At 68.4% G+C, this 15385-nt stretch carries 14 protein-coding genes; 4 read left to right on the top strand and 10 right to left on the bottom strand.

Annotated features, from left to right (window positions below; translation table 11 throughout):
* Positions 1–94: 94 nt before the first annotated feature.
* The 3 genes from BM362_RS05410 to mug all read right to left on the bottom strand — a co-directional run bounded on the left by BM362_RS05410 (position 95) and on the right by mug (position 3710).
* Positions 95–1939, bottom strand: a complete 1845-nt coding sequence (locus BM362_RS05410) for an acyl-CoA dehydrogenase (protein ID WP_067577609.1) — start codon at positions 1937–1939, stop codon at positions 95–97.
* Between the two features lie 158 nt (positions 1940–2097).
* Complete coding sequence (locus BM362_RS05405) at positions 2098–2886, bottom strand: response regulator transcription factor (RefSeq protein WP_067577611.1); 789 nt, start codon at positions 2884–2886, stop codon at positions 2098–2100.
* A 245-nt stretch (positions 2887–3131) separates the two neighbouring features.
* Entirely contained in the window at positions 3132–3710 is a 579-nt protein-coding gene (mug, locus tag BM362_RS05400; protein ID WP_093572358.1) for a G/U mismatch-specific DNA glycosylase, read from the bottom strand.
* 29 nt (positions 3711–3739) lie between these two features.
* Here mug and BM362_RS05395 point away from each other — a divergent pair, with 29 nt between their 5' ends.
* Positions 3740–4378 carry a class I SAM-dependent methyltransferase gene (locus tag BM362_RS05395; protein ID WP_167545208.1) on the top strand — a complete coding sequence of 213 codons (639 nt, stop codon included), beginning with the start codon at positions 3740–3742 and terminating at the stop codon, positions 4376–4378.
* A gap of 183 nt (positions 4379–4561) precedes the next feature.
* On the opposite strand, the gene BM362_RS05390 is transcribed toward BM362_RS05395, so the two are convergent.
* Both BM362_RS05390 and BM362_RS49850 read right to left on the bottom strand, forming a co-directional pair.
* Entirely contained in the window at positions 4562–5203 is a 642-nt protein-coding gene (locus tag BM362_RS05390; protein ID WP_067577618.1) for a VanZ family protein, read from the bottom strand.
* A 103-nt stretch (positions 5204–5306) separates the two neighbouring features.
* Complete coding sequence (locus BM362_RS49850) at positions 5307–5432, bottom strand: hypothetical protein (RefSeq protein ID WP_255366059.1); 126 nt, start codon at positions 5430–5432, stop codon at positions 5307–5309.
* A 169-nt stretch (positions 5433–5601) separates the two neighbouring features.
* Between BM362_RS49850 and BM362_RS05385 the strand changes: the two genes are divergently transcribed.
* Together BM362_RS05385 and BM362_RS05380 are read left to right on the top strand one after the other, a co-directional pair.
* Positions 5602–7290 carry a bifunctional metallophosphatase/5'-nucleotidase gene (locus tag BM362_RS05385; RefSeq protein ID WP_093572356.1) on the top strand — a complete coding sequence of 563 codons (1689 nt, stop codon included), beginning with the start codon at positions 5602–5604 and terminating at the stop codon, positions 7288–7290.
* Between the two features lie 96 nt (positions 7291–7386).
* Positions 7387–7728 carry an MmcQ/YjbR family DNA-binding protein gene (locus BM362_RS05380; RefSeq protein ID WP_198545198.1) on the top strand — a complete coding sequence of 114 codons (342 nt, stop codon included), beginning with the start codon at positions 7387–7389 and terminating at the stop codon, positions 7726–7728.
* Here BM362_RS05380 and BM362_RS05375 read toward each other — a convergent pair.
* The 3 genes from BM362_RS05375 to BM362_RS05365 are packed head-to-tail and all read right to left on the bottom strand — an operon-like array spanning position 7718 to position 11744.
* Positions 7718–9556 (bottom strand): VanW family protein, encoded by a 1839-nt coding sequence (locus tag BM362_RS05375; RefSeq protein WP_093572355.1) that lies wholly within the window; start codon positions 9554–9556, stop codon positions 7718–7720. The two genes, BM362_RS05380 and BM362_RS05375, sit on opposite strands and share 11 nt — an antisense overlap.
* Positions 9557–9580: 24 nt before the next feature.
* Positions 9581–9913: a GroES family chaperonin gene (locus tag BM362_RS05370; RefSeq protein ID WP_037808959.1), complete on the bottom strand. Its 333-nt coding sequence runs from the start codon at positions 9911–9913 to the stop codon at positions 9581–9583.
* Position 9914: 1 nt separating this feature from the next.
* Positions 9915–11744: a thioredoxin-like domain-containing protein gene (locus BM362_RS05365; RefSeq protein WP_093572354.1), complete on the bottom strand. Its 1830-nt coding sequence runs from the start codon at positions 11742–11744 to the stop codon at positions 9915–9917.
* Between the two features lie 169 nt (positions 11745–11913).
* Between BM362_RS05365 and BM362_RS05360 the strand changes: the two genes are divergently transcribed.
* Entirely contained in the window at positions 11914–12486 is a 573-nt protein-coding gene (locus BM362_RS05360) for an SMI1/KNR4 family protein (RefSeq protein ID WP_067577626.1), read from the top strand.
* A 3-nt stretch (positions 12487–12489) separates the two neighbouring features.
* On the opposite strand, the gene BM362_RS05355 is transcribed toward BM362_RS05360, so the two are convergent.
* Entirely contained in the window at positions 12490–12945 is a 456-nt protein-coding gene (locus BM362_RS05355; RefSeq protein ID WP_093572353.1) for an SRPBCC family protein, read from the bottom strand.
* A 17-nt stretch (positions 12946–12962) separates the two neighbouring features.
* A complete protein-coding gene (locus BM362_RS05350) occupies positions 12963–15266 on the bottom strand; it encodes an oxidoreductase (protein WP_093572352.1) in 2304 nt (767 codons plus the stop codon).
* Positions 15267–15385: the final 119 nt, after the last annotated feature.

The raw sequence follows: 15385 nt of genomic DNA, 5'->3' as shown, positions 1-15385 counted from the left end.
CCCGGCTTACCGCTCGCCCGGAACCACCGCCACCGGAAGCACGAAAAATGCCCCGGTCCGGGTGCGGAGCGGGGCATTTTTCCAGCCAGTGCGATCAGAACGCGGCTTCGTCGATCTCCATCAGCGCGTTGTCCGCGGCCTCCACGATGGCGCGGCGCGAGGTCAGCTCCGGCAGCACGCTCTTCGCGAAGAACGACGCCACCGCCAGCTTGCCCTCGTAGAACGGCTTGTCCTTGGCCGACGCGCCGTTGTCGAGCTTGGCCAGCGCGACCTCGGCGCCCTGCAGCAGCTTCCAGCCGACCAGCAGGTCGCCGACCGACATCAGCAGCCGCACGGTGTGCTGGCCGACCTTGTTGATGTTCTGCGGGTCTTCCTGCGACGAGGTCAGATAGCCGATGAGCGAGCCCAGCATGCCCTGGGTGTCCTCAAGCGCCTGCTTGAGCAGCGCGCGCTCGTTCTTGAGCCTGCCGTTGCCAGCCTCGGACTCGATGAACTTCGTGATCTCGCCCGCGACGAACGCGAGCGCCTGGCCCTTGTCGCGGACGATCTTGCGGAAGAAGAAGTCCAGCGACTGGATCGCCGTGGTGCCCTCGTACAGCGAGTCGATCTTCGCGTCGCGGATGTACTGCTCGATCGGGTAGTCCTGGAGGAAGCCGGAACCGCCCAGCGTCTGCAGCGACTGCACGAGCTGCTCGGTGGCGCGCTCGGAGCCGACGCCCTTGACGATCGGCAGCAGCAGGTCGTTGACGCTGTGCGCCAGCTTCAGGGCGGCTTCATCACCCTCACCGGTCCACAGCTGGTCCTGGAACGACGCGGTGTACAGGTAGACCGCGCGCAGGCCCTCGGCGTACGCCTTCTGCAGCATCAGCGAACGACGCACGTCGGGGTGGTGCGTGATGGTGACGCGCGGCGCGGCCTTGTTCAGCATGTTCGGCAGGTCAGCGCCCTGCACGCGCTCCTTGGCGTACTCCAGCGCGTTCAGGTAACCGGTGGACAGCGTGGCGATCGCCTTGGTGCCGACCATCATCCGGGCGTACTCGATGACCTGGAACATCTGCGCGATGCCGTCGTGCACCTCGCCGAGCAGCCAGCCCTTGGCCGGGGTGCCGTGCTGGCCGAAGGTCAGCTCGCACGTGGTGGACACCTTGATGCCCATCTTGTGCTCGATGTTGGTGACGAAGGCGCCGTTGCGCTCGCCGAGGTCGCCGGTCTGGGAATCGAAGTGGAACTTCGGCACCAGGAACAGCGACAGGCCCTTGGTGCCCGGCTTGGTCTCGATGCCGGGGCCCTCGGGACGGGCCAGCACCAAGTGCATGATGTTCTCGACCATGTCGTTCTCGGCCGAGGTGATGAACCGCTTCACGCCGTCGATGTGCCAGGAGCCGTCCTCCTGCTTGACCGCCTTGGTGCGGCCCGCGCCGACGTCCGAACCGGCGTCCGGCTCGGTGAGCACCATGGTGGCTCCCCAGCCGCGGTCGATCATCAGCTGAGCCCAGTGCTTCTGCTCTTCGGTGCCGTTCTTGTCCACGATCATGGCGAAGTTCGGACCCGCCAGGTACATGAACAGCGGGGCGTTCGCGCCGAGGATCAGCTCGGCCGCGGCCCACTGCACCGTCGGGGGCAGGCCGAAGCCGCCGAGGGAGTTGGTGAGGCCGAGCCGCCACCATTCGCCGTCGACGAGCGCTTTGTAGCTCTTCTTGAACGAGTCGGGGATCGTCACGCTGAACGTCTTGGGGTCATACACCGGCGGGTTGCGGTCCGCGTCGGCGTAGGACTCGGCGAGCGGGCCGGTGGCGAGGTTGTTCAGCTCCGACAGCACGCCGCGGGCGGTCTCCTCGTCCGATTCGGCGAGCACGCCCTTCCCGAGCCGTTCCTGCACGCCGAGTACCTCGAAGAGGTTGAACTCCAGGTCTCGGACGTTGCTCTTGTAGTGGCCCATGTCGTCACTCCGTGTCGTGTTCGGCTTTCCGGCCGGGCGCTGGTTCCCTTACTCGCCGGTAACATCAGGATATTACCTACCAGTAACCAGAGCAAGCGAATCCGCCCTTCCAGGGGTGGATATTCGCTCGGAATGACGGGTCGACCAGGGAGCCGGGCTCACCGGGTGCTGCGCGCCACGACCTCCTGCACAGCCGGGGGGACGGCGCTGTCGTCAAGCTGAGGGACCAGAATGCCGCTGCGGAACGCGATGGTCACCGCGTGTGTCCGGTCGCGGGCGGAAAGCTTGCGGAGAATGCTCTTCACGTGGGTCCGCACCGTTTCCACGGACAGGAAGAGCAGCTTCGCGATCCCCGAGTTCTCCAGCCCTTCGGCGACGAGCTGCAGAACCTGGTACTCGCGCCGGGAAAGCGGCATGGCGCTCTTCGGCTGCACGAGGTGACCGTCCGCCGGAGCGGCTCTTGGCGACGGCTCGCGCTTGGGCCGTGCGGTGAGCGCGGACAACGCCGGGTCGATGTAGCGCCGGTCGTGGTGCGCGCGCCGGACCGCCTCGGCGAGCCGCCGGGAATCGACCGCGCGCGGAACGATGGCGTGCGCACCCGCCCCGATGGCGGCGGCGAGGTACTGCTGGGTGCGGTTGGTGTCGCGCACGAGGGTGACCAGCACGAGCGCCGGGTCGCCCGCGTTGAGCAGTTTCGCGAGATGGCAGTTGGGGTCGAGCGCGGAGTCGAGGATCACGACGTCCGGACGGACCTGCTCGCACAACTGCATCGCCGCGTGGTGGCTCGCCGCCTGGCCGGACCAGTGCAGGCCCAGCGTGCGGTGCACCATCGCCGCGATGCCCTCGCGGAAAATCGGGATCGGGTCGACGACCGCGACTCCCAGGCTTCGACCGCCGGCTGGCTGACCGGCCGACATGGGCGTTCGGTGGGGCTCGATGCCACGCATCTCGGGCCTCCGTCCTCAATGGTCGCTCCCGGTGACCGGCACGCCCCCTCGGCGTGCCCGCGGTCCCCCCTGCCGGAACCGGCCGGGAACGACACCTCGTCCCTGGTTCGACTCCGCCGGGACCGGCCTGTGACGCGGTTTCCCCCTCATGGCCGTAACGGCTGGTCGCAGCAAACTCTGAGTAGAAAAGTGGCCCCGAAATGCGGGCGGACGGCGCAGCGAGGGTCCGCCCGACTGGGTTAGCTCTACTGAGGGTTTAACCGCTCGGGTGAATCTCCGATGACCGCCTGTGCGCGCAGCCGACCGAACTCCCCGGCGAGCGTTTTCGGGGTCCAATGGGCGTTCAGGCCGCTCGGATTGGGCAACAGCCAGACCCGAGTTGTTCCTATTGTCCGTTCTTGCGGCCCGACCGCGGCCCGCCGCTCGCCGAACGCGACACGGTAGGCGGTGATTCCCACCACTGCCAGCCAGCGCGGTCGGTACTTCTCGACCTTCCCGGTCAGGATCTGCCCGCCCTCGCGGAGTTCGTCGTCGGTCAGCTCGTCGGCGCGGGCGGTGGTCCTGGCTACGACGTTGGTGATGCCGAGGCCGAGGTCGAGGAGTTCGTCCTGTTCGCTCGGGTCCAGCAGGCGCGGGGTGAAGCCGCTGGCGTGCAGAGCGGGCCAGAAGCGATTGCCGGGACGGGCGAAGTGCAGGCCGAGCGCGCCTGAGTAGAGGCCGGGGTTGATGCCGCAGAACAGCACGTTCAGGTTGGGGGCCAGGACGTCCGGGATGATGGTCCCGTGCGCGGCGGCTTGTTCGGCCTTGGTGGGTTTGGCGGGCATGGGTCCAGTTTCCCGGCACACTGGGCGGGATGAACGTGACGCCTGACGGCTGCCCGGTCGACCTCTACCTGGAGCTGCCCGCCGCTGGCGAGCCGGAGGTGATTCACGGTGCGATCCCGGCGGGTGCCGCGGTGCTTGAGCTCGGCTGCGGAACAGGCCGCGTGACGCATCCACTGCTCGCGCTCGGACATCCGGTGGTCGCGGTCGACGAATCAGCGGAGATGCTCGCGCACGTCGGCGGTGCGGAGACCGTCTGCGCGCGAATCGATGAGCTTCGGCTGGACCGGCGATTCCCGGTCGTCGTGCTCGGCAGCCACTTGGTCAACGGGCCGGATCGGCACGCGCTGCTGGCGGCAGGGCGGCGACAGCTGACCCCGGACGGGCAACTGCTGGTCGAATGGCATCCGCCCGCCTGGTTCGACCAGGTCGCCGACGGCTGGGGCGGCCGGCTGGGCGAGGTGCGTATCGCGCTGGAAGGCGTGCGCCGGGACGGCGACCGGCTCTCCGCCACTGTCGCTTACGCCCTCGGCGACCGGACCTGGAAACAGCCGTTCACCTGCGAAAACTTCCCCCTCGAACCCGCACTCGAACAAGCCGGGCTGAGGTTCGGGCGCTGGGTCACCGCTGACCGGGACTGGTTCTCCGCACGACCTTCGAACGCGGGGTAGCCAACCCGGCGCCCCGCTCGGTAGCCTGTGTGATCTCTCGCACAACGGCGTCGATGAGGAGAGCACATGCAACTGTGGCTAGTGCTCGGCCTGGTAGCACTGATCATCGCCATCGCCTCGTTGATCGTGATCCTGGAAGACCGCCGCGCGGCGCGCCAAGCCGCGATCGCGAGACGAGCCCGGTTAGCGCGTCTTGGCGAGGTCGATCCGCTCGCTCCGGGCAGGCTCCACGCGGAGGGTTGAAGAGATCGGCCGGAGCGCGAGCAGCAGCGCGCCGGCCAGCCAGCCGAGACCGGAGCCGAAGGTGTTGGTCATGAGGTCGTCGACGTCGAAAATCCGGTAGACGAACGGCGCGGTCCCGAAGTTCGCCGTGAGCTGGGTGATCTCGACGGCCAGTGAGGCCGCGAAGCCGATCGCCAGCGCGCCCACCAAGCCACGCCGCCACAGCACTCGGGCGAAGAACCCGAGCGGGACGAACAAGAGCACGTTCATCGCGGCCTGCTGGAACGTCTGGGTGGTGAACCAGTCCGCCGCCGACAGACCGTGTTTCACCAGCTCGGTGTGGATGTCCGCGATCCACTGGAACGGCTCCAGCTGCACGGTCTGCTCCAGCCGCCTGCTGTTCGGGCCGGGCAGCGGCAGGAAGACGACCGCCAGCGCCATGCACGCGTAGAAGACGACCGCCGCCGTGGTCACCAGGCCGCGCAGCCGCACGTGGCCGTAGCGGGCGACCTGGAGCACGAGCTGCGGGACCAGGATCGTCGCCCATCCGGCGAGGAACCCGATGAACCCGTACTGCAGGGCGGTGACCTGTGCGTTCGTCATGCCGAGAACGCTATTGATCGTGCCGCCGCGGCACTTCGGTCGAACAGCCGGAGGCATTGCGACCGGGATCGGCCAGATGGCCGAGTGCTCGCCGACCGATCGGTCAGCCGTCGCGGGGAGGCGGTTCGTCGTCGCGGTCCACCCGCTCCGAGCGCCAGGCCGCGAAGACAGTGCCGGCGATCAGCAAGAGCACGACGGCGAGCGTGAGCACGACGAGCTGCAGTTCCATTCGTCCCCCTCGGCACCTAATGCACAGATCGACGCGGGGTGGGCGAACGTTACCGAAACTTTCATCCGGCACCGGCCGTTCCGCCCTGGTCAGGACCGTCCGATTTGGGCAGACTGCTTCGCCGGGCGTCCGCATCAGGGGTCAGGCGGGCGCGAACACCGGAGGAAACATGAAGCTCTTCACCCGGCTCGCGGCCACCGCCGCGGCCGCACTGGCCACCGTGGCCGTCACGAGCGCGCCCGCCGAGGCCGCACAGACCACCGACGTCCGGATCATCGCGTTCAACGACCTGCACGGGAACCTCGAACCGCCGTCCGGGTCGAGCGGGAAGATCACGCTCCCGGACGGGACCAAGGTGGACGCGGGCGGCGCGGCCTACCTCTCGACGCACGTCAAGCAGCTCGAAGCGCAGGTGCGCAATTCGATGGTGCTGTCCTCGGGCGACAACGTCGGCGCGTCGCCGGTGATCTCGGCGCTGTTCCACGACGAACCGACCATGGACTTCCTCAACGAACTCGGCGTGAAGGCGTCCGTGGTGGGCAACCACGAGTTCGACGAGGGCTACCAGGAACTGCTGCGCATGCAGTTCGGCGGCTGCAACAAGACCGACGGCTGCCAGTTCCGCAAGAGCTACGACGGCGCGCGGTTCCCGCTGCTCGGGTCCAATGTGTACTTCGACAACGGGCTGCCCGCGCTGCTGCCGTTCAGCATCCAGTTCTCCGGCGGCGTCCCGGTCGGCGTCATCGGCGCGACGCTCAAGGACCTGCCCTCGGTCGTGACGCCGGAGGCCATCAAGGGCCTCAAGTTCGGCGACGAGGTCCAGGCGATCAACCGCACCGCGGACATCCTCGACCGGCTCGGGGTGAAGGCCCAGGTCGTGCTGCTGCACCAGGGCGACGAGGCGCTGCCCACCGCCGGTCCGAACGACTGCGAGGTGCAGCCGAACGGCGACGCCTCGGCGATCGCGAAGAAAGTGACGCCGAAGGTCGACGCGATCTTCAGCGCGCACAGCCACCAGCAGTACAACTGCGTGGTCAACGACCCGGCGGGCCAGCCGCGGCCGGTGATCCAGGGCGCGTCGTTCGGCAGGCTGCTGTCGGTCGTGGACCTGAAGATCGACCGCCGCACGCGCGACGTGGTCCGGTCGCAGACCAAGGCGCACAACGAGATCGTCACCCGCGACGTCACGGCGGACCCGGCCGTGACGAAGCTCGTCGACGAGGCCAAGACGAAGGCCGCCCCGATCGCGAACAAGCAGGTCGGCACCATCACCGCGGACCTGCCCGCGGCGGGCGGATCGTCCGGCGAGTCGCCGCTCGGCGACGTGATCGCCGACGCCCAGCTCGAAGCGACCAAGTCCAACAACGCGGTGATCGCGATGACGAACCCGGGCGGCATCCGCGCCGACCTGACGTACAAGTCGTCGTCGGCGGGTGAAGGCGACGGTGTCGTCACCTACGGCGAGGCGTTCACCGTGCAGCCGTTCTCGAACATCATGCAGACGATCACGCTCACCGGCGCGAACCTGAAGAACGTGCTGGAACAGCAGTGGGGTCAGCCCGGCGGCACCAAGATCCTGCAGATCTCGAAGTCGCTGCACTACACCTACTCGGCGGCCGCTCCGGTCGGCTCGCGGGTTTCGAACATCACGGTCAACGGCACGGCGGTCGACCCGGCGGCCCAGTACCGGGTGTCGGTGAACAACTTCCTCGCCGCAGGCGGGGACGGATTCACCGAGTTCACCAAGGGCACCGACCTGGCGGGCGGGCCGGTGGACCTGGACGCGTTCATCGCCTACCTCGGTGCGCACCCGGGCATCGCTCCGCCGCCCGCGGACCGGATCACCGCGACCCCGTAGTTCCGTCCGTGAAGGACTCCTTGCGGGAATCAGGTTCCCGCGAGGAGTCCTTCACGGCTTTTCGGGCTCTCGTTTCGCCAAGACAGCCGGGGGAGAATGGTCGGCATGACGATGAACTGGGACGATGTGACCGCGTGGGCGCAGGAGGAGCTGCCGGAAACCGAGGTGGCTACCTGGTACCGCACACCCGCGCTGAAGGTGGCGGGCAAGGGTTACGCGCGGCTGCGCACCGAGTCCGAAGGCGGGCTGGTGCTGTTCGTCGGCCTCGACGAGAAGGCCGCACTGCTCGCGTCCGGCGATCCGGCCTTCTTCACCACGCCGCACTACGACGGTCACGGTTCGATCCTCGTGCACCTCGACCGCGTCGATCCGCAGCAGCTGCGGGAGCTGCTCACCGAATCCTGGCGGTCGAAGGCCCCGGCGCGGCTCAGCAACTGACAATCGGCTGCGGCGAATACGTCGTGCTGCGGCTTTCTTCGCGGACCTCGCCCCCGCTGGCCAGGTCGTAGAACACCCGGGTGTCGCTGACGGTGAACCCGGACGCGCCCGGTGAGGCGTGACACTGACCGTCCGGACCGGGCCCGAGCTGCACCGGCGGCGGCACCTGGTCAGACGGCGCGCCGCTGCGGCCTTCGACGCGGTAGTGCTTGGTACCCCAGATCTTCACCGTCACCGAATCGCCGTTGACGCTGGCCTGGATCGCGAACCCGGTCGGATCGTTGTTGGCCAGCTTGAGGTCCACGGCGTTGCCGGAACTGTCCACGGCCACCGCGTCCCGGCCAGCTGGATAGCGGTTGATGAAGTGGTCGTGCGCCGCGTGGCCGCCGTCGCCGAGACCGGCGAGGTAGGCCGCGTTGTACAAAGTGGACGAAAGCTGCGACAGCCCGCCACCGGTTACCGCCGGGCCGGTGCCGTCCTCGTCGACCGGCGCGGACGCGTATCCGCCGCCGCGATAGTCGTTGAGGCTGAACGACTCTCCCGGTTTCACCAGGACGCCGTTGATGCGTCCGGCGAGCGTGGCGACGTTCGCCGCGGCCGGGCCGCTGAGCCCGCCGGTGGTGTACTCGCCGATGACCTCCTTGACGCCCAGCGCGTTCGCGCCGTCGGTGGTCAGCGTCGGGTGTTTCTGATCGTAGGCGACCGGCAGATCGCGGCCGGAGGGCTTGGCGAGCACCGCGGTGAGGGTTTTGAAAGTGGTGGCCCAGTTGATCTTTCGCCCGTCCTCGGACGGGGTGACGGCCGGGACGCCGGAGTCGAGGGTGATCTGCGCGTCCTTGCTGTTCGCCTCGGTGGACGCCAGGTCCGGCTGAACGGCCGCGCGCAGCTTCTCCTGGTCGATCCGCAGTTCGAGACCGCCGCCTCCGTTGGGCTGGAACTGGAACGAAGACGCGATGGCCGACGGTCGCAGCGTGCTGTCCTTGCCCTCGCCGTGCAGCACGACCGGCGCGGCGACCGCGGGCGCGACCACGGTGTCCAGCAAGCGGTGCACGTCAGCGGAGGTGGTTTGGGCTGGTGTCACAGCCATCTTCACCGTGACCCCGCGCGGCGAAAGCCAGTCCGCCACTACCGACTGCACCGCGGCCGGGACGTCGGCCAGCTCCTGGCCCTGCCGCGGCTCGACCGCATACGCGGTGACCCCGTTGTTTTCCTTCGGCGTGAACCCGATGCTGCCCTCGACCCGCGGATGGTTGAGCTGCTTCCCGGCAAGCTGCTGGACCGCGGCGGTCACCTCAAGCTGGTCGCTGCGCGTCACGACGCCCACCTCGCGGGTGGTGAAGAACGACAGCAGCCGGGTGAGCGGGCTCCACGGCTGGTGCCCGGCCTGGGCGAGCGTGCCCGGCCAGTCGAGGCCGAGTCCGGAATCCGCGGGCACGAGCGTCGCGGTGACGTCCCCGGCGTGGACCGGCACCGGACGGGTCAGCCGGGGCTGGAGTTCGGTGTGCAGCTTGGCTTCCGCCTCGGCATACGACAGGCCGCCGACGTCGATCCCGGCCACCTGCACGCCGCGCGGCACGTCGCCGGCGCTGGTCATCAGGTCGATGGTGTAGAGCAGCACGAACAGCCCGAGCAGGCAGCCGACGATCATGAAACTGCGGCCGAGGCGGGTGCGGAAGCGGCGGAACGGGGTGTCCGGCGGCGGGGGCGCGTCGGCCACCGCGAAGATCTCCGCGGCCAGATCGGCTTCGCTGACCAGGGCGGAGTCGTTCAGCAGCTCGTCGCTCAGCAGGTCGTCGGCGAAAGCCGACGAACGGTCTTCTTCACGCAACGCCTGCCTCCCCTGGTACGGGAGCTACAGGTAAAGCCCCGTGCCGTGTTCGGTCCGCTCCGTGGCCACCGCGTGGATGTCGCGTTCGCGCATCACCAGATGGCCCTCGCCCTGGATCTCGACCTCGAGCTGGTCCTCCGGGTTGAACAGCACCCGGTCTCCCTGCTTGACGTTCCGCACGCTGTTGCCGACACCCAGTACATCACCCCACACCAGCCTGCGCGCGACTTGCGCGGTGGCGGGAATCACGATGCCGCCGCTGCTGCGGCGCTCGCCTTCCTCCTGCGACAACCGCACGAGGACGCGGTCGTGCAGCATCTGGATCTCGAGCTTCGGCGTGTCCGGCACGCCAGCCATGCTACTGACCGGTTGCCGGAGCCTTGGGCTCGCCCGCCATCATCAGGCTCAGCGCCTTCTCCCCTCCGTTCTCGAACCGCACCGGGACGCCCCAGTCCTGCCGGGTGATCCGGCACGCCGGGTGCTCGCCGCCGTCGTCGCAGCTCGCGGCCTGCGCCACTACCTGCAAGACACCTTCGGTCGCGCCCTCGGCGAACTTGATCCGCCGAACGAGATCAGTTCCGATCCCGGCCCCGTCGGCGAGCAGTTCCGGCGGCGACGCGGTGATCTCCAGCCGCGTCGAAGGCCCGTAGCGCTCGTCGAGCTTCTCGCCCGGCGGTGGGGTGAAAACGACGGAAAACTCGATCTCGCCGGGCGCGAGCAGCGTCGGCGGACGCTGCACGGCCTGGCGCGTGCCCGCGACGGCGGTCGCCTGGCCATTGCCCCCGAGCGGGGTAACCCGGTTGCCCGCCGACTCCACGACGTACAGCTCGCCGTCGTGGCGCACCAGGCCCTGCGGTTCGGCGAACCCGGTCGCGAGGGTCGTGACGTCGCGGGTGAACGGGTCGTAGCGGCGGATCGCGCCGTTGTAGGTGTCGGCGATCGCGACCCGGCCGTCGGACAGCACGGCGAGCCCGAGCGGATGCTGCAGCAGCGCCTGGTCGGACGGGCCGTCGGCGTGGCCGAAGGTGAACAGGTCGGTGCCGACCGCGGTGTGCACGGCGAACGACTCGCCAGCCGGTTCGATCCAGCGCAGGGCCGAGGTTTCCGCGTCGACGAGCCACAGTTTCTGGCCGTCCACGGCGACTCCGGACGTCTGCGCGAAGAACGCCTCGTGCACGTCGCCGTCGCGCAGGCCTTCGACGGTGGTTCCGGCGAACCGGCGGATGTCTCCGGAGACCGGGTCGAACACGCTCAGCGTGTGGTTTCCGGCCATCGCGACGACCACGCCGCCCGCCGGGGCCCACCAGATGAGGTCCCATGGGCTGGTGAGGTCGATGTCCGGCGCCTTGCCGGTGTCGGTGCCATCGCGCCACTGCTTACCGGTTCCGGCAACGGTTTTCACCTCGCCGGTGTTGAGGTCCAGGCCGCGCAGGCGGTGCCCGGCGGTGTCGGCGACGACCGCGTGGTACCCGGCGCGCTCGGCGACTTCGTTGGGCAGCAAGGTGATTCCGGCCGGTTCGGCGAACTGGGCCAGGTCGAACGGCCCGTCCTGCGTCCCGCGCACCCCGCTGCCGAAGCGTCGGATGACGGTCTCGCCGTCCGAAGCGAACTCGACGATGGAGTGGTGTCCGGTGTCCGCCACCAGAATCCGCCCGCCCGCGGTGACCACGGCCTTGCTGGGGAAACGCAGTTCCGTGCGCTGCTCCTCGACCGGCACGTACGGGCTGCCGCCGCGGCGGAGCGTGCCCTTCGCCTCGTGCTTGGCGACGAGGTCGGCGATCACGCGGCGTAGCGCCTCGCCGTGGCCTTCCCCGGCCGCGACGTGCACGACGTAACCCTCGGGATCGACCACGACCAGCGTCGGCCATGCCCGCACGGCGTACTGCGACCACAGCTCCATCTTCGGGTCGTTGACCACCGGATGGTGCACCTCGTAGCGACGCACTGCGGCCTCGATCGACGTGCGCTCGCCCTCGCGGCTGAACTTCGGCGAGTGCACCCCGACGGTGACCAGGACGTCGGCGAATTCCTGTTCCAGCGGACGCAGTTCGTCGAGCACGTGCAGGCAGTTGACGCAGCCGCTGGTCCAGAAGTCCAGCAGCACCACGCGTCCGCGCAGTTGCGCCAGAGTCAGCCGGTGGCCGCCGGTGTTGAGCCAGACGTCGCCGGTCAGCTCGGGCGCGCGCACGCGGGCTTGCCGGGCTTGCGGTGAGGGAGTCACGGAAGGAGTGAACTACATCCGGTCACGCAGTGTTCCGTCAACCACGGCTGGAGAGAAGAACCTCACCCCGGCGAGGGAGCTCATTCCGGCGAAAAAGGACGCGCGAACGCGGGCCGGCGCTACGTACGCTTCGGGCATGACACACGTTCAGCCGGCCGAAGCCTTCACCGTGGAGGAGGCCCGCATCCTGCAGCAGAATCTCGGCGAGCCCTTGCGGCCTGGCCTCACGCCCGCCGAACTGAGCGACGTCGAGGACCAGTTCGGGTTCACCTTTTCCGACGACCACCGGGTTTTCCTCACCGCGGGCGTGCCAGTGGGGGACCGCTGGCCCGATTGGCGCCACGGCGACCCGGACCAGCTGCGCAAACGCCTGGACTGGCCGGTCGACGGCGTCCTGTACGACGTGGAGAACAACGACCTGTGGCTGCCCGAATGGGGGGCCCGGCCACGGTCGATGTGCAACGCACTGGCGGTCGCGCGCCGGCATCTGGCGACGGTGCCGCAGCTCGTGCCGGTGTGCGGGCATCGGTATCTGCCCGCGACCGCCGGGGAATCCGGGTATCCGGTGCTGTCGGTGTACCAGACCGACGTGGTCTATTACGGCTGGGACCTGCGCGGCTACCTGCGGCATGAGTTCGGCGGGGAGCCGCTGGGGGAGGAACCCGCGAACGTCAAGGTCGTGGAGTTCTGGTCCCGGTTCGTGGAGTGAGCCCTACTCGACCGCGCTCTTGAGCCGCGCGAGCGTCTCCCCGATGTTGACGCGGTTGGTCACCGAACGGTCCTTCACCCCGGTGGCCACCACGGTCAACGGCGTGAACCAGCCGGGCCGCTGGTCCCACATGCTCTCGGTGACGACGCAGCCGTCACCGGCGGGCTCGATCACGTACTCCCAGCGGGAGACCGGGATCGGCCCGAGCTTGACGTCGAAGGCGAACCGGCGTCCCGCGTCCGCCGCCGTGATGACGACCGTCGTGGACCACCGGCGCACGCCGCGGCGGTTGCTGCCGCGGAATTTCGCGCCGACCGCCGGACCGGTCGCGCCGCCGAGCCAGCGGTGCCCGCAGTACTCGGTGGCCGCCCCCGCCAGCGCACCCGGGTCGCTGACCAGCGCGTACACCTTCGCCGGAGCGGCGCTGACCTCGATCTGACCCGTCGCATCAGGACTCACATACCCAGAGTATGCGATCAGGACTCCCGGCGCAGCATCCGGCTCACGCCCGCCGCGACCGTCGTCGCGAGGATCCAGCCGGACGCGGTGAATCCGGCCGCCACCCAGTTGTCCGCGCCGTGCATGTACCAGCGCGACTTGTTGCCGAAGTCGACGATCGGCACCAGCAGGTCGGCGGTGTAGATGACCGGGTTCCACTGCAGACCGGAGTCCTGCTGGTTGACCAGGCAGCGCGGGCCGCTGGTCATGTAGCGGCCGGTGTGGTCGTTGACGCAGTCGTCCTTGCCGAGGCCGAACCACAGGCTGCCGAGCACCAGCAGTGTGAACAGCCAGCCGAGCGCGCGCACCGGACGGAAGCCGTAGCCGACCATCGACCGTTGCAGCCAACTCCACACGCGGACGCCGGGGCCGAAGAACTTGAAGCCCCTGGCGAGCGCTTCGTAGCGGAACTGCTGCTTTCGCAGGGCGACCGTCGAGGCGTGCTCTTCGTTTCCGGCCGCGCGCAGGGTTGCGGCGAGCTGATCATAGGGACCTGGCCGGTAGCCGCGCATTGCCTTGCGCAGCAACTCGATCCGGTGATCCAGCGCTTTGTCGTCATCGAGGGCTATACCGTGTTTCAGGGCGTCGTAACGGAAATCCTCGAGTTCGAGACCGTCGGTGGCGTTCCAGATCTCCTCGTTGTCGGCCAGTGCACCGCAATGCGCCCTGCGCAACCGCACCGAACCGGTCGGCGGTTCCGAGGGAGACAGAACGAACTCGTCCGCTGTGACGTCGCTGGCGTCGAGCGCGATGTCATGCGGGGCAAGCGAGCCGAGCTTCGCGCCGTTCAGGTCGAGCCTCCGCGCGATCTGTGCGCCGTCGAGGTTCACGCCGCCCTCAGCGAGGAACGGACGGTCCTTGTCCTCGGTGAGCACCAGGTCGCGCCCGATCCGCGCGGTACGGATGTCGAGGGAGAAGCTGCTCGATTTCCGTTGCCCCGGCTCGGTCAGCAACGTGCCGAACATGTTCACGCTGCCGCCGATTTCCGCGCCCTGGAGTCGCAGCGTGCCCTGCAGCGTAGCGTCCGTCAGCTGGAAATTCCCGGAGATTTTGGCTCTCCGCGCGGAAAACACGTCGCGCCCCGGATGCAGGAACATCGAATTCCAAGCGAGGAAGTTGCCGCCGACCGTGACGTCCGCGAGCCGCAACTGCCCGATCGGCACCCGGAGATTGGTCGCCTCGATGTCGCCGCCGACCGTGGACCCGTCGAGGTGCAACGCCCGGTCGTAATACGGCGTCGCCCGGCCGCGCACCATGGTGATCTCCGCGCCCGCGAGCCTGAGCGACCCGCCGATGCGCGCGTTGACCATGCGGAGCGTGCCGAACGCCCGGAGCCCGTCGGACAACTCCAGATTGCCGTCCACCTTGAGCCGGTCCGCGACCAACGCAGGCCGCGGATCGAGGTAGGGATCCCCGGATTTCCAGGCATCCACGACGATCGGCCCGCGCTGGTCGACCTGAAGCCGCGCCTCGCGCATCACGATGTCACTGTCCACAGTGGCGCTTGGCAGGTAGAGGACTCCCTTGGCGGAGAACCTCTTGCGATCGCTGGCAGGACCGTAGTTGTCGACCTCGCACAGCAAGCTACCGCCGATGTGCAGCCCGTTCCCGTTGAACGCGAAGCCATCCGGATTGTCGAACGTCGCCCCGGAGAAGTTGACGTTACCGCCGGTCCGCATGCCCGGCAGCCGCACCTCGCCCTTGGCGACCATGCGATAAGCCAGCAGGGCACCGGTAATCACCAGACGGTCACCGTGGATCGCCTTCCCGTGCGGATGGCTGATCGTGGTCCTGGTGAGCACGACCGACCCGTCGATCACCGCGTCGGTGAGATTGACCGCGGCATTGGGCATCCCGCGCTCGCGATCATCCCCGCGCTGCACGGTCGTGGTCTCCAGCTCGAACTGATCCGGCGCGACCTCCACGACACTGCGAATCAACCGCACATCATTGCGACTGCGTAAATTTCGCGCCCTCAACCCGGGAAGCCAGCATTTCCGGAAAACGAGCCCGAGAAGCGTCGCCTCGCGCACGTCCGGCGGATGCTCGAACCGGCAGCGTTCGAATTGGAAGAGAAAATTGAGATCGGCGGCGCGAAGATCGAGGGTACCGGTGATGTAGGCGTCCTCGACCAGCACGATCGGCGCGTTGGTGGCCTGCCGTCTCCAGCGAAGGATGCCGCTGCTGCCAGGTTTGAGCAGGTCCGCTGCCGTCACCTCGTACCGCTTGTCGGGAACCCCGGCAAACGGATCAAGCGGCGGCAAGGTCGTATCGGTCGGCACGAGCCCCTTCTCCCCACGATCGTCGGCCCTCAGGGAATCGGATCAACGGCGGATGGGCAAGGGCCCGGGCGGAGTAGTGCTGAATGACCCGCTGGTTCGGTCACTTTGCGCATACGGAT

The sequence above is a fragment of the Amycolatopsis rubida genome (genome assembly GCF_900115345.1).
Taxonomy (GTDB): domain Bacteria; phylum Actinomycetota; class Actinomycetes; order Mycobacteriales; family Pseudonocardiaceae; genus Amycolatopsis; species Amycolatopsis rubida.
The sequence above is the reverse complement of the archived record's forward strand: the minus strand, read 5'-3'. Positions and strand labels throughout refer to the sequence as shown.

Bases quoted from the DNA above. Each gene is read 5' to 3' on its own strand.
- BM362_RS05410 (WP_067577609.1), bottom strand. From the start codon at position 1,939: ATGGGCCACTACAAGAGCAACGTCCGAGACCTGGAGTTCAACCTCTTC.
- BM362_RS05405 (WP_067577611.1), bottom strand. From the start codon at position 2,886: ATGCGTGGCATCGAGCCCCACCGAACGCCCATGTCGGCCGGTCAGCCA.
- mug (WP_093572358.1), bottom strand. From the start codon at position 3,710: ATGCCCGCCAAACCCACCAAGGCCGAACAAGCCGCCGCGCACGGGACC.
- BM362_RS05395 (WP_167545208.1), top strand. From the start codon at position 3,740: ATGAACGTGACGCCTGACGGCTGCCCGGTCGACCTCTACCTGGAGCTG.
- BM362_RS05390 (WP_067577618.1), bottom strand. From the start codon at position 5,203: ATGACGAACGCACAGGTCACCGCCCTGCAGTACGGGTTCATCGGGTTC.
- BM362_RS49850 (WP_255366059.1), bottom strand. From the start codon at position 5,432: ATGGAACTGCAGCTCGTCGTGCTCACGCTCGCCGTCGTGCTCTTGCTG.
- BM362_RS05385 (WP_093572356.1), top strand. From the start codon at position 5,602: ATGAAGCTCTTCACCCGGCTCGCGGCCACCGCCGCGGCCGCACTGGCC.
- BM362_RS05380 (WP_198545198.1), top strand. From the start codon at position 7,387: ATGGTCGGCATGACGATGAACTGGGACGATGTGACCGCGTGGGCGCAG.
- BM362_RS05370 (WP_037808959.1), bottom strand. From the start codon at position 9,913: ATGGCTGGCGTGCCGGACACGCCGAAGCTCGAGATCCAGATGCTGCAC.
- BM362_RS05360 (WP_067577626.1), top strand. From the start codon at position 11,914: ATGACACACGTTCAGCCGGCCGAAGCCTTCACCGTGGAGGAGGCCCGC.